This is a genomic window from Nitrogeniibacter mangrovi (assembly GCF_010983895.1).
In the GTDB taxonomy this organism is placed as follows: domain Bacteria; phylum Pseudomonadota; class Gammaproteobacteria; order Burkholderiales; family Rhodocyclaceae; genus Nitrogeniibacter; species Nitrogeniibacter mangrovi.
In genome coordinates this window covers 2694483-2707036 of the sequence record NZ_CP048836.1, presented here as the reverse complement: position 1 = coordinate 2707036, position 12554 = coordinate 2694483, and the positions used below count along the sequence as shown (strand labels likewise).

14 protein-coding genes are annotated in these 12554 nt (G+C 66.8%); 11 read left to right on the top strand and 3 right to left on the bottom strand.

Features of this window, described 5'->3' with window-relative positions:
• Window positions 1-26: 26 nt before the first annotated feature.
• The 3 genes from G3580_RS12485 to flgA all read right to left on the bottom strand — a co-directional run bounded on the left by G3580_RS12485 (window position 27) and on the right by flgA (window position 1626).
• The gene (locus tag G3580_RS12485) at window positions 27-503 is read right to left on the bottom strand and encodes a flagella synthesis protein FlgN (RefSeq protein WP_173765988.1); all 477 of its coding nucleotides are present in this window, start codon (window positions 501-503) and stop codon (window positions 27-29) included.
• Window positions 500-805, bottom strand: coding sequence for a flagellar biosynthesis anti-sigma factor FlgM (gene flgM, locus G3580_RS12480; RefSeq protein WP_173765986.1), 306 nt, complete (start codon window positions 803-805; stop codon window positions 500-502). The genes G3580_RS12485 and flgM overlap by 4 nt, the downstream gene beginning before the upstream one ends.
• Before the next feature lie 128 nt (window positions 806-933).
• Window positions 934-1626 (bottom strand): flagellar basal body P-ring formation chaperone FlgA, encoded by a 693-nt coding sequence (gene flgA / locus G3580_RS12475; RefSeq protein WP_173765984.1) that lies wholly within the window; start codon window positions 1624-1626, stop codon window positions 934-936.
• 272 nt (window positions 1627-1898) lie between these two features.
• On the opposite strand from flgA, the gene flgB reads away from it, so the two are divergent.
• The 11 genes from flgB to flgL all read left to right on the top strand — a co-directional run bounded on the left by flgB (window position 1899) and on the right by flgL (window position 12554).
• Window positions 1899-2303 (top strand): flagellar basal body rod protein FlgB, encoded by a 405-nt coding sequence (flgB, locus tag G3580_RS12470; RefSeq protein WP_173765982.1) that lies wholly within the window; start codon window positions 1899-1901, stop codon window positions 2301-2303.
• A 13-nt stretch (window positions 2304-2316) separates the two neighbouring features.
• Window positions 2317-2727 carry a flagellar basal body rod protein FlgC gene (gene flgC / locus G3580_RS12465; protein ID WP_217424479.1) on the top strand — a complete coding sequence of 137 codons (411 nt, stop codon included), beginning with the start codon at window positions 2317-2319 and terminating at the stop codon, window positions 2725-2727.
• Window positions 2728-2741: 14 nt separating this feature from the next.
• The gene (locus tag G3580_RS12460; RefSeq protein ID WP_173765980.1) at window positions 2742-3413 is read left to right on the top strand and encodes a flagellar hook assembly protein FlgD; all 672 of its coding nucleotides are present in this window, start codon (window positions 2742-2744) and stop codon (window positions 3411-3413) included.
• 15 nt (window positions 3414-3428) lie between these two features.
• Window positions 3429-4649, top strand: coding sequence for a flagellar hook protein FlgE (gene flgE, locus G3580_RS12455; protein ID WP_173765977.1), 1221 nt, complete (start codon window positions 3429-3431; stop codon window positions 4647-4649).
• Between the two features lie 23 nt (window positions 4650-4672).
• Window positions 4673-5413: a flagellar basal-body rod protein FlgF gene (flgF, locus tag G3580_RS12450; protein ID WP_173765975.1), complete on the top strand. Its 741-nt coding sequence runs from the start codon at window positions 4673-4675 to the stop codon at window positions 5411-5413.
• A 136-nt stretch (window positions 5414-5549) separates the two neighbouring features.
• Window positions 5550-6332: a flagellar basal-body rod protein FlgG gene (gene flgG, locus G3580_RS12445; protein ID WP_173765974.1), complete on the top strand. Its 783-nt coding sequence runs from the start codon at window positions 5550-5552 to the stop codon at window positions 6330-6332.
• 16 nt (window positions 6333-6348) lie between these two features.
• Window positions 6349-7017 (top strand): flagellar basal body L-ring protein FlgH, encoded by a 669-nt coding sequence (locus G3580_RS12440; protein WP_173765972.1) that lies wholly within the window; start codon window positions 6349-6351, stop codon window positions 7015-7017.
• An 85-nt stretch (window positions 7018-7102) separates the two neighbouring features.
• Entirely contained in the window at window positions 7103-8206 is a 1104-nt protein-coding gene (locus G3580_RS12435; RefSeq protein WP_407670907.1) for a flagellar basal body P-ring protein FlgI, read from the top strand.
• Window positions 8207-8336: 130 nt separating this feature from the next.
• On the top strand, window positions 8337-9272 hold the full coding sequence (flgJ, locus tag G3580_RS12430) for a flagellar assembly peptidoglycan hydrolase FlgJ (RefSeq protein WP_173765968.1): 936 nt from the start codon (window positions 8337-8339) through the stop codon (window positions 9270-9272).
• Window positions 9273-9448: 176 nt separating this feature from the next.
• Window positions 9449-11383, top strand: coding sequence for a flagellar hook-associated protein FlgK (gene flgK / locus G3580_RS12425; RefSeq protein WP_173765967.1), 1935 nt, complete (start codon window positions 9449-9451; stop codon window positions 11381-11383).
• 10 nt (window positions 11384-11393) lie between these two features.
• Window positions 11394-12554 carry a flagellar hook-associated protein FlgL gene (gene flgL, locus G3580_RS12420; RefSeq protein WP_173765965.1) on the top strand — a complete coding sequence of 387 codons (1161 nt, stop codon included), beginning with the start codon at window positions 11394-11396 and terminating at the stop codon, window positions 12552-12554.

The window sequence follows — 12554 nt, the reverse complement described above, 5'->3', positions numbered from 1 at the left end:
GCCCGACGATAGCGCAAAAGGACGGGTCAGGCGCTGCCGAGCTTGCGGCCGCCGCCAGTCGGGCGGCTCTGGCCGTCGGCACCGTACAGCTGTGGCTGATCGGCGGCGGCGAGCAGGGTGGTGAGGGCGGCCTGGTTGTGCTGCATGCGCTCGGCGATGAGCTTGCCGTTGCGCTGGTTGCGGGCCTGGGCCTCGCGGGCCAGCTCGAGCACCGTGTCCCAGGGTGCGGCGGCGTCGGCGCTCTGTCCGCACACCTGGCGGATGGCGTCGTCGGTCGCACGCAGCCCGATCTGGGCCAGCAGGTGGAGCCGATCGTCGTTGAATCGCTGCAGTTTGCGGTACTGCTCGGTCTTTTCGCGGGCCAGAGACATCAGCGCGTCGGTCTGGCCGTCCACGAGCAGGCTTTCCTCCTGGCCAAGCAACGCGACGAAGCTGCGCAGTTGCGCAGCTTCGTCGGCCAGCAGGGCAAGGAGGCGGGCTTTGACCGGTTGTGGGGTCGTCACGTCTGGGTCGGTTGTGCGGCCAGCATCTGGCGTACGCTGTCGATGAGACCGTCGGCGACCTTGTTCGCATCCACCTGGAAGCGACCGTCGCTGATGGCCTGCTTGATTTCATCCACGCGCGCCTGATCCACCACCGGGGTATTGGCAATGGCCTGTTCGGCCTGCTTCATCCCCGACGAGAGCGACGACAATTGCACCTGATCGCCGCCCGGGGAGGCCGCATTGACCTGCCCCGTGGCCTTGGCACGCTGCTCGCCGGCAGGCGTGTTGCCCACCGATTTCACAGTGTTATCGATTTTCACAGCATGGTCCTCGTCTGTTTTTTTATTTGACTACATCTGCTGCTACGGCGTTTCACCCTCAAACTTTAGAACGCCGAATCGATACGGAGTGTAACCCGGTTTTTCTTTCATATCCGCCGTGAAATGGCTCACGGCGCGACGTGCACCTCCCCGTTGTCGGTGGCGATGCCGGAGACGACCTTGCCCGAGGACAGGCGCACGCGCACCGCGTCTCCGGCGCGGCCGTTGCCCAGGGCGACCCCCTGGTTAGCGACCTGGAAACCGTGGCCCTTGACGATGATTTTCACCGGTCGGCCCGATTGCACGACGATCGGCGCGGCCATCATGGTGGCGCGAAGGGTCTGGCCCTGGCCGACCGCGAAGCGCATCTGCTTGCCGACCGCCTGGGCGGGGTCGGTGAGCAGCTGCCGGCCCATGGTGGTGATCTCGCCCCGACGCACCGTCACGTCCGCGGCGCCGAGGATGTCGCCGGGGCGCAGTGCATGGGCGCTGACCAGATAGTTGCCGACGATGCTCACCTCGGCCGGCACGTAAAGCGCCCAGTTTGCCTGGCCGACGCAACGCACGCCGACCCGGACCTTGCCCCAGGCGCGTGCCCCCGCGGGCAGCCAGGGTTCGAGCTGATCGCAGCGGGGCAGGTGGGGCGGGATGGCGGGGGGCGTGACCCGGATCGTCACCTGGCCCGGGGTGCCGGCGCTCTGGCCGCGGAGGAATTCGTACACCACCGCGCGCACGGTGTCGGTGGACTGCGCATGTGCGGCGGCGGGGAACAGCGTCAGGACCCAGGACAGGATGAGCAGGCAGGGGGCAATTCGTCTCATGGCGCCCATTGCACCATGGCGTCGCCGGGCGGGCAACGGTGAACAGAGCGGGCTTTGCCGCCCAGTTCGCCGGATCGGCAAAGCTTGCCGGTGGCGGGCGGCAAGCTTTGCGGATTTGCCGGTCGCCGGGGGCGAATTGCCGCGGTTTTGCCGCCTTTTTCGGTCGATGAGCCGCATTCGACCGTGCGTACGATGCCTGGCATGGAAGGTGCAATGGAAGCAGTGCCCGCTGCGCCCGGACCACGGGAACGAGAATTGAACGAGGTGACACCATGACCAACCGGCTCGATAAAGAACTGCAGTTTCACCAGACCGCGCTGAACCTGCGTGCCTATCGCCAGCAGTTGCTCTCGTCGAACATCGCCAACGCGGACACCCCGAACTACAAGGCGCGCGACATCGATTTTTCCAAGGCACTGACCGGCGCGCTGAACATGCGCCTGGGGCCGGTCGCGCTGGCCACCACGTCGGCCGGTCACATCGACAGCGCACCGGCCTCGCCCTTCGACTCGATGGCGCAGTATCGCACCGAGACCCAGTCCAGCGTCGATGGCAACACGGTGGACATGAACACCGAGCGCGCTGCCTTCGCGGAGAACGCGCTGCACTACGAAGCGAGCATCACATTCATCAACGGCCTGCTGCGCTCCATGCAGACGGCCGTGCAGGGCCAGTGAGGAGTGAGCCGCCATGAGCAGCATGCTTGATGTCTTCAAGATCGCCGGCTCGGCCCTCGGGGCCCAGTCGGTGCGCATGAACACCACTGCCTCCAACCTGGCCAACGCCGACAGCGTGGTCGGCCCCGACGGCCAGCCCTACAAGGCCAAGCAGGTGGTGTTCGCCGCCAAGCCGGTGGACGGCTCCGCCGACGCCGTGGGCGTGCAGGTGGAGCAGGTGGTCGATAGCGCCGCGCCCGGGCGCATGGTCTACGACCCGGCCAACCCGGCCGCCAACACCGATGGCTACGTCGAGATGCCCAACGTGAATGTGGTGGAGGAGATGGTCAACATGATCTCCGCCTCGCGTTCCTACCAGGCCAACGCCGAAGTCATGAATACCGCGCGCACGCTGATCCAGCGCACGCTCTCGATCGGCCAGTAAGAGGAGTCTGAATCATGGCCACCGTGGATTCCACCACCAACGCACAGCAGATCCTGAACAGTTTCGCGCGCACGACGACGAAGGAAAGCAGCACCACCGGCGACGCGCAGAACCGTTTCCTCACGCTGCTCACCACGCAGCTGAAGAACCAGGACCCGCTCAACCCCATGGACAACGCCCAGGTGACCTCGCAACTGGCGCAGATCAGCACGGTGGACGGCATCGAACGTCTCAACACCATGCTGGCCAGCCTGATGGAAGGGCAGCAGTCGAACGAAGCGCTGCAGGCCGCGCAACTGGTCGGCCGCGGCGTGCTGGTGCCGGGCAAGGGCATGGTGCTGACCGATCAGGGCGCCATGGGCGGCTTCACCCTCGACAGCGGCGCCGACAACGTGAATGTCAGCATCGTCGATGGCAACGGACTGGAAGTGGCGAACGTGGATCTGGGGGCCTACGAGGCCGGGACCCACACCTTCCAGTGGGACGGCACCGCCATCGACGGCAGCAAGGCCGCCGAAGGGGCCTACGTGATCAAGGTGACGGCCACCTCGGGCGAAGACGACGTGAACGCCACCGCCCTCGAGCTCGGCCAGGTCTCCAGCGTGATCCGCGGACCGAAGAGCACCGACGTGCAGGTCGGCAGCCTCGGCATCTTCCAGCTTTCCGAAATCCAGCAAATCCTCTGACGGGAGAGAACAGTCATGGCATTCCAGCAAGGTTTGAGCGGCCTGAACGCCGCATCCCGCGCCCTCGACGTGATCAGCAACAACGTGGCCAACTCCTCCACGGTGGGTTTCAAGGGGAGCACGGCGCTGTTCTCCGACGTGTTCGCCTCCGCCATGAACGGCGCCTCGGCCGGGGCCGGCGGCCAGGTGGGCATCGGCACCTCCGCCGCGGCGATTGCGCAGCAGTTCCAGCAGGGGGGCATCACCGCCACCAACAACCCGCTCGATCTGGCCATCAACGGCGCCGGCTTCTTCCGCATGAGCGGCGAAGGCGCGATCACCTATTCGCGCAACGGTCAGTTCGATGTGGACAAGGACGGCTACATCGTCAATACCGGCGGCTTCCGCCTGACCGGCTATCCGGCCAACACCAGCGGCACCATCCTGCCGGCCACGCCGGTGGATCTGCAGGTCGATACCTCCGACCTGCAACCGAACGCCTCGTCGGCCATCGACATCGGCATGAACCTCGACTCGCGCAACACCACGCCGGTCAATGCCTTCGACGAGACCGATCCGAGCACCTACAACGCCTCGACCTCGGTCACGGTGTACGACTCGCTGGGCAACGACCACATCCTGACCATGTACTTCCGCAAGGCCTCCGGCGGCACCTGGGATGTCTACCACCAGCTCGACGGCGGCACGGCAACGGCCTTCGGCTCCCAGCTGACCTTCGACGGCGCCGGCGCTTTGACCGGCGGTGCCTCGCAGACCATCTCGCTGACGATTCCGGCGTCCTTCGGCGCCAACACGCCGCAGTCGGTGGCCATCGACTTCACCGGCAGCACCCAGTACGGCAGTGGCTTCGGGGTCAACCGCACGGCGCAGGACGGCTACGCCTCAGGCAGCCTGTCGGGCATGGCGATCTCCGAGGAGGGCATTCTCCAGGGGCGCTACTCCAACGGCCAGACCCGCAACCTCGGTCAGGTCGTGCTCGCCAACTTCTCCAATCCGGGCGGCCTGATCTCGGTCGGTGACAACCTGTGGGCCGAGTCGCCCGACTCGGGCCAGCCGCTGGTCGGCGCCCCGGGTACCGGCAGCCTCGGGCTGCTCTCGTCCGGCGCGGTGGAAGACTCCAACGTCGATCTGACCGCCCAGCTGGTGAACATGATCACCCAGCAGCGCGCCTACCAGGCCAACGCCCAGTCGATCCGCACGCAGGACGAGATCCTGCAGACGCTGGTGAACCTCTAATCTGATTTCGCGGACAGCGCGCCATGGACAAGCTCATCTACATCGCCATGACCGGGGCCAAGCACACCCTCGGTCAGCAGGACGCCGTTGCGCACAACCTGGCCAACGCCAACTCCACGGGCTTCCGCGAAGAGATGCATCGCTTCCGCGCGGTGGATGTGCAGAACTCGCCGCTGCCCAGCCGCGCCTTCGTGGTCGATGCCAGCGTCGCCACCGATTTTTCCACCGGCCCGCTGCAATACACCGGGCGCACTTACGATGCGGCCATCGAAGGCAAGGGCTGGTTCGCGGTGCAGGCCGCCGACGGCTCGGAGGCCTATACCCGCGACGGCAGCTTCCAGCTCTCGCCCGACGGGGTGCTGCTCACCCGCAGCGGCCAGCCGGTGATCGGCGATGGCGGCCCCATCACCATTCCGCCCGACAACGAAGTGGTGATCGGCAAGGACGGCTCGATCTCGGCCATTCCCGCCACCGGCGATCGCAACGCGGTCAACGTGATCGGCCGGCTCAAGCTGGTCAATCCGCCCGAGGAGACCCTCCAGCGCGGCGACGACGGCCTGTTCCGCGTCAAGGGCGGCGCTCCGGCGCCCCTCGACGAAACCGTCCAGGTGGCCGGCGGCTATCTGGAAGGCAGCAACGTCAACGTGGTCGACCAGATGGTCAACATGATCTCGCTGGCGCGCCAGTTCGAGATGCAGACCCAGATGCTGCAGAAGGCCGAGGCCAACGACCAGGCCGCCAACAAGCTGCTGAGCACTGGCTGAGATTGAAAACAGGCGGGCTTTTCAGCGCTTCTTTCACCGACCGTGATGGCGCTGGCCGCCGTAGATTGATGGCATGGGCCGCCGCGCACGCGGCCTGCCGAACAGACGCCCCCGACGGGGCAGCAAGGAGCCCGACATGATCCGCTCACTGTGGACCGCACGCACCGGCCTCGAGGCCCAGCAAACCCAGCTCGACGTGATCTCCAACAACCTGGCGAACGTCTCCACCAACGGGTTCAAGCGCTCGCGCGCGGTGTTCGAGGATCTGCTCTACCAGACCCTGCGCCAGCCCGGCGCCCAGTCCACCCAGCAGACCCAGGTCTCCAGCGGCCTGCAGATCGGTACCGGTGTGCGCCCGGTGGCGACCGAGCGCATCCACACCCAGGGCAGCCTGCAGCAGACCGGCAACGCGCTCGACGTGGCCATCCAGGGCGAGGGCTTCTTCCAGATCCAGATGCCGGACGGCACCACCGCCTACACCCGCGACGGCGCCTTCCAGCTCGACAACCAGGGCCAGATCGTCACCGCCAGCGGCTATCCGCTGACCCCCGCGATCGTGATCCCGAGCGACACCCAGAGCATCACCATCGGCAAGGACGGCACCGTGAGCGTGCAGCAGGCCGGCCAGACCTCGCCGACCCAGATCGGCACCATCCAGGTGGCCACCTTCGTCAATCCGGGCGGTCTGCAAAGTGCCGGTGAGAACCTGTATCTTGAGACCGCCTCCAGCGGCACCCCCACGCCGAACACCCCGGGGAGCAACGGCGCCGGCGTGCTCAACCAGAACTACGTGGAAAACTCCAACGTGAACGTGGCCGAGGAGCTGGTGCAGATGATCACCACCCAGCGGGCCTACGAACTCAATTCGCGCGCGATCCAGACCTCCGATGCCATGCTCGGACGCCTGACGCAGCTGTAATCCGGGAGCCTTCGCCATGCGTGTCGTCCTCACCGCCTTGCTGACCCTGCTGCTGGCCGGGTGCGCGGCGCTCGAGACCACGCCGCCGACGGTGGTGCATCAGCCCATGTCGGCGCGGCCCGAACAGCACGCCGGCATGGCGCCGGCCAACGGCGCCATCTTCCAGGCCCACGCCACGCGGCCCCTGTTCGAGGACCGCCGCGCGCGCCTGGTGGGCGACACCATCACCATCAACCTGGTGGAGAACACCTCGGCGCAGAAGGCCTCCAACGCCAGTGCCAGCCGGGGCTCGTCCATCAGCGGCGGCATCAACACCATCAACAAGATGCCGCTCAAGAACCTCGCCGGCCTCAGCCTCGACGCCGGCACCGACAGCAGCTTCAACGGCGCCGGTGCCGCCGCCGCCAACAACCTGTTCACCGGCACCATCACCGTCACCGTGATCGAGGTCTATCCGAACGGCAACCTGCTGGTGTCGGGTGAGAAGCAGATCGCCATCAACCAGGGCGACGAGTTCATCCGATTCTCCGGTGTGGTCAATCCCAATTACGTGACCACCAGCAACACCGTGCAGTCGACCCAGGTGGCCGACGCGCGCATCGAATACAAGGGCAGCGGCTACATGAACGACAGCCAGGTGATGGGCTGGCTGCAGCGTTTCTTCATCATGCTGCTGCCGATCTGACGGGATGACGATCATGAACACGGCACGCGCGATCTTCGCAGGGCGGGTTTCAATCCGCCATACCCTTGCCGCGACGGTTGGCGGGTTGAAACCCGCCCTACGGTTCTGTGCCGTGTTGCTGTGCGCCTGCCTCACGGTGGGCGCCCACGCGGAGCGCATCAAGGATCTGGCCAACTTCGCCGGCGTGCGCAACAACCAGCTGGTGGGCTACGGCCTGGTGGTGGGGCTCGACGGCTCCGGCGACCAGACCACGCAGACGCCGTTTACCGTGCAGAGCATCATCAACATGCTCGGCAACATGGGCGTGCAGATGCCCCAGGGCACCAACCTGCAGCTCAAGAACGTGGCCGCGGTGATGGTCACCGCCCAGCTGCCGGCCTTCGCGCGACCGGGGCAGACCATCGACGTCACCGTCTCCTCCATCGGCAATGCCAAGAGCCTGCGCGGCGGCACCCTGGTGATGACGCCGCTCAAGGGCGCCGACGGCCAGATCTATGCGATGGGCCAGGGCAACGTCGTGGTCGGCGGGGCCGGCGCCCAGGGCGGCAGCGGCTCGGTCACCGTCAATCACCTCTCCGCCGGCCGCATTCCCAGCGGCGCCACCGTCGAACGCGCGGTCCCGAGCGCGGTGGGGCAGGGCGACATGATCCTGCTGGAGCTCGAGGACACCGACTTCGGCACCGCCAACCGCATGGTCGAGGCCATCAACGCCGCCACCATGCCGGGCGTGGCCCAGGCCATCGACGGGCGCACGGTGCAGGTGCGCGCGCCGACCGACCCGAACCAGCGGGTCGCCTTCCTCGGCAAGCTCGAGAACATCGACGTGACGCCGCAGCTGATGGCGGCCAAGGTCATCGTCAATTCGCGCACCGGCTCGGTGGTCATGAACCAGACCGTGACCCTGCAGCATTGCGCGGTGGCACACGGTAACCTGACCGTGGCGGTGCAGAACGAGACCACGGTCAGCCAGCCCAATGCGCTGTCCGGCGGGCAGACCGTCACCGGCCAGACCGGCGGCGCCACTATCACCCAGGAAGGCGATGCGCTCATGGAAGTGAAATCCGGCGCCAATCTGGCCGATGTGGTCAAGGCGCTCAACACGCTGGGCGCCAACCCGATGGATCTGATCAGCATCCTCCAGGCCATGAAGGCCGCCGGTGCCCTGCGCGCCGACCTCGAAGTGATCTGAGCATGGCCGGCACCCGCCCTCGCCACCGGTCGGATCGTAGGTCGGATGTCAGTCCGACTCCCGTGGTGAATCGGCGCGTGGACGTCGGACTGAAGTCCGACCTACGGGGGGCGTGGCCAGGGGGCATGGCATGAACGGCATGCCGATCAACACCCTCGACCCGAAGGCCATGGGCGACCTCAAGCGGCTCGCCCGCGAGAACAACCCCGAGGCCGTCAAGGCCGCCGCGCGTCAGTTCGAATCCCTGTTCCTGGCCATGGTGCTCAAGACCATGCGCGCCTCGGTGCAGGGCAGCGGCCTGATGGACAACGAATCCACCAAGCTCTACCAGGGCCTGCTCGACCAGCAGCTGGCGGCCAACATGGCAGCCAGCGGCGGTACCGGGCTGGCCAACGCCCTGATGCGCCAGCTCGGCGGGGATCAGACACCGGCCGCGCCCACGCAGGAACAGATCGACCGGGGCTTCGACATCGCCACCGTCATCCGCCGTCCGAGTGTCACCGCGGGCGGATCGGTGCCGCCGGTGGACACGAGTGCCCGTTCTGCGGCCATCCGCGAGGCGACCACCATTGCGCCGACGCCGGCGGAGATCTCCAGCGACGCGGCCGCCTTCGTGCGCGAGGTGTGGCCTCACGCCCAGGCCGCCAGCCGCGAGACCGGCATCCCGGCGCACTTCATGATCGCCCAGGCGGCCCTGGAGACCGGCTGGGGCAAGTACCAGCTGCGCAATGCCGCCGGCCAGCCCAGCCACAACCTGTTCAACATCAAGGCCGGCAGCCGCTGGCAGGGCGACACCGTGGCGGTGGCCGCCACCGAATATGTGGACGGGCGCGCGGTGACCGAGCCGTCGAAATTCCGCGCCTACGGCTCCTACGCCGAGTCCTTCCGCGACTATGCGCGCCTGATCAGCAGCAATCCGCGCTACGCCCAGGTGCTCGGCCAGCAGGACGCGGCCGGTTTTGCCCGCGAACTGCAGGCGGCCGGCTACGCCACCGATCCGCGCTACGCGGAAAAGCTCACCAACATCATCAACAGCCCCACGCTGCGCGACGCCTTCCCGGGCTGAGCGACATCCTTGCCGGGGGCGGCAAGCGGGGCGGCAATGTTTGCCTCTCCGGCCTTGCCGGTGCCGGAAAACGCCCCTCGAAATCCGTAAAATCCTTGCTGTTACATGAGCTTGCGTAACTGGCAAAAGTTTTGCTTTGTCACTGCCGTAAGAAGACTCATCTGTGAGGACGCATCATGGCAGGCATGCTCAGCATCGGGGTGACAGGGCTCAACGCCGCTCAGGCGGGGCTGACCACGACCAGTCACAACATCGCCAACGCATCCACGCCGGGTTTCAGCCGCCAGAGCATCGTCCAGACGCAGCAGCCGGGCCTGTTCTCCGGCGCCGGGTTCCTGGGGCAGGGCACCCAGGTGGAGACGGTGCGCCGCTCCTACAGCCAGTATCTGGAGAACCAGGTGCTGTCGGCGGACACCAAGCGCTCGGCGCTGCAAACCTACGAAGACCAGATTAGCCAGCTCGACAACCTGCTGGCCGACTCCACGGTCGGCCTGTCGCCAGCGCTGCAGGGGTTTTTCGAAGGCGTCCAGGAAGTGGCCGCCAACCCCTCCAGCGTGCCGGCCCGTCAGGCGATGATCTCGGGTGGCGAGGCGATGGCCTCGCGCTTCCAGTATCTGGACGCGCGCCTGTCGGAAATCCGCGACGGCGTCGAGGGCTCCATCTCCAGCACCGTCGAGACGATCAACTCCTACTCCAGCCAGATCGCCGAACTCAACCAGCGCATCGTCAACGCCGAGGCCGCCGGGGCCGGGGCGCCGGCCAACGACCTGCACGATACCCGCGACAATCTCATCCGCGAGCTCAACCAGCTGGTGCGGGTCTCCACCGTGGCCGAGGCCGACGGCTCGCGCAGCGTGTTCATCGGCAACGGTCAGCCACTGGTGGTCGGGGTGCAGACGACGCAGCTGACCGCCACGCCCAGCACCGAGGACCCGTCGCGCCTGGCCATCGGCCTGCAGTTGCCCAACGGCTCGTCGGTGCAGATGCCCGAGAGCCTGCTGTCGGGCGGTACGCTCGGCGGCCTGCTCGATTTCCGCCGCGATTCGCTCGATACGGCGCAGAACAAGCTGGGCATGGTGGCGGTCGGCCTGATCGAGACCTTCAACGCCCAGCATCGCCTCGGCCAGGACCTGGACGGCAATCTGGGAGGCGATTTCTTCACCCCGCTGAGCCCCTCGGTGCAGTCCATCGCCGGCGCGACGAGCACGCCGACGGTCGATTTCGGCGACATCGGCAAGCTCAACGGCGGCACCTACAAGCTCACCTATACCAACACCACCGGCGGCTACAACCTCGTCGACCGGGCCACCGGCAACAGCGTCAATGCCGCCGATGTCGGCCTCACCATCACCGCGCCGGGCACCACCGTCGCGGGCGAATCCTTCCTGATCCAGCCGACCCGGTTCGCGGCCCAGGACATCAACGTGGCCATCGGCGACACCCGGCTCATCGCCGCGGCGGGGCCGGTGCGCAGCGTCGAGACCGCCGGCAATCTGGGCAGCGGTTCGATCGATGCGGTCAAGGTGAACAGCATCGCCGGCTTCGCCAGCGGCACGCCCCACATCGGCGACTACACGCTCAGCTTCAACAGCGGCAGCAATATCTACGAGGTGCGCGACAGCACCAACACGCTCGTCGGTTCGGTGGCCTACAACCCCTCGACCGATTCGGCCGGCGTCACCCGCACCCTGCCGGCGCCGCTGGCCGGCATCGACCTGACCTTCTCGGGCGTGCCCTCCAACGGCGACAGCTTCACCCTCGAGAGCAACGCCCAGGGGGTGGCCGACAACACCAACGCGGTGGCGCTGGGCGCCTTGCAGACCACCAAGACCATGCTCGCGGCGAGCGGCAACCCGACCGCCAACTTCCAGTCCACCTATTCGAACCTGGTCGCCGAGATCGGCAACAAGACCAGCGAGGTGAAGGTCAATCGCACCGCGCAGCAGAGCCTGCTCGACCAGGCCACCGCGACGCGCGAGTCGCTCTCCGGGGTGAATCTGGACGAGGAAGCCGCCAACCTCATTCGCTACCAGCAGGCCTACCAGGCTTCGGCCAAGGTGATGTCGATCGCCTCAAGCCTGTTCGACGAGATTCTGGGCATCGCCCGATAGGAGCCAGATCATGCGTATCAGCACCGGCATGCTCTACCAGACCGGCGTCCGGACCATCCAGGACCAGACCACGCAGATGCTGCATACCCAGCAGCAGGTGGCCACCGGCCGCCGCATCGTGGCGCCGTCCGACGATCCCATCGCCTCGGCCCGCGCGCTCGAGATCTCCCAGGCCCAGAGCCTGAACTCGACCTTCCAGACCAACCAGGGCTCCGCCAAGGATTCCCTGAACCTGCTCGAGAACAAGCTCTACGCGGTCGAGGACATCATCACCCACACCCGCACCCGCGCGGTCGAGGCCGGCAACGGCAGCTACTCCGATTCCGAGTGGGGCGCCATCGCCATCGACATCCGCGCCAGCTTCGACTCGCTGCTCGGTCTGGCCAACAGCCAGAACGGCAACGGCGAGTACATGTTCTCCGGCTACCAGGCCGACGTGAAGCCCTACGTGGGCAACATCAACGGGGTCAGCTTCCAGGGCGACCAGGGGCAGCGCACCTTGCAGGTGTCGCCCTCGCGCATCATGAGCGTGAGCAACTCCGGCTCCGAGGTGTTCAACGACGTCAAGGCGCCGCAGGGCGAGTTCTTCGCCGTGCCCGGCAACCCCAACGGCGGCACCGGCTACGTCGCCAGCACCCAGACCACCGGCACCTACACCGGCACCCAGTATCTGGTGAGCTGGGACGGCACCAACTACAACGTCACCGACCGCGCCACCGGCGCCGCGGTGACCAGCCAGACCGGCCCCACGCTCAGCTTCGGCAACGTCCAGCTCGAGATGGCCGGCACCCCGTCGGTGGGCGACGTGTTCGAAGTCGGGCCCAGCGCGGACGTGTTCAAGATGTACACCAACCTGACGCGCGCGCTCGAAAACCCCTCGAGCAACGGCGTCAGCGGCGCCATCTCCCAGGCCATCACGGGCATGGACCAGAGCCTCGACCAGGTGCTGACGGTGCACGCCTCGGTGGGCTCGCGCATGCTCGAGGTCAATACCCTGGAGGACGTGGGCAGCGACCTGGACGTGCAGTACGCCGATACCCTGTCACGCCTGCAGGACGTGGATTACGCCCAGGCGGTGAGCGACCTGTCGCTGCAGCAGACCTACCTGCAGGCCTCGCAGCAGTCCTTCCTGAAGATCACCAACCTGTCGCTGTTCAACTACCTGGGATGA

Coding starts and splice junctions, on each gene's coding strand:
- flgE (WP_173765977.1), top strand. CDS start 3,429: ATGGCATTCCAGCAAGGTTTGAGCGGCCTGAACGCCGCATCCCGCGCC.
- flgG (WP_173765974.1), top strand. CDS start 5,550: ATGATCCGCTCACTGTGGACCGCACGCACCGGCCTCGAGGCCCAGCAA.
- flgC (WP_217424479.1), top strand. CDS start 2,317: ATGAGCAGCATGCTTGATGTCTTCAAGATCGCCGGCTCGGCCCTCGGG.
- flgA (WP_173765984.1), bottom strand. CDS start 1,626: ATGAGACGAATTGCCCCCTGCCTGCTCATCCTGTCCTGGGTCCTGACG.
- flgK (WP_173765967.1), top strand. CDS start 9,449: ATGGCAGGCATGCTCAGCATCGGGGTGACAGGGCTCAACGCCGCTCAG.
- flgF (WP_173765975.1), top strand. CDS start 4,673: ATGGACAAGCTCATCTACATCGCCATGACCGGGGCCAAGCACACCCTC.
- flgL (WP_173765965.1), top strand. CDS start 11,394: ATGCGTATCAGCACCGGCATGCTCTACCAGACCGGCGTCCGGACCATC.
- G3580_RS12440 (WP_173765972.1), top strand. CDS start 6,349: ATGCGTGTCGTCCTCACCGCCTTGCTGACCCTGCTGCTGGCCGGGTGC.
- flgJ (WP_173765968.1), top strand. CDS start 8,337: ATGAACGGCATGCCGATCAACACCCTCGACCCGAAGGCCATGGGCGAC.
- G3580_RS12460 (WP_173765980.1), top strand. CDS start 2,742: ATGGCCACCGTGGATTCCACCACCAACGCACAGCAGATCCTGAACAGT.
- flgB (WP_173765982.1), top strand. CDS start 1,899: ATGACCAACCGGCTCGATAAAGAACTGCAGTTTCACCAGACCGCGCTG.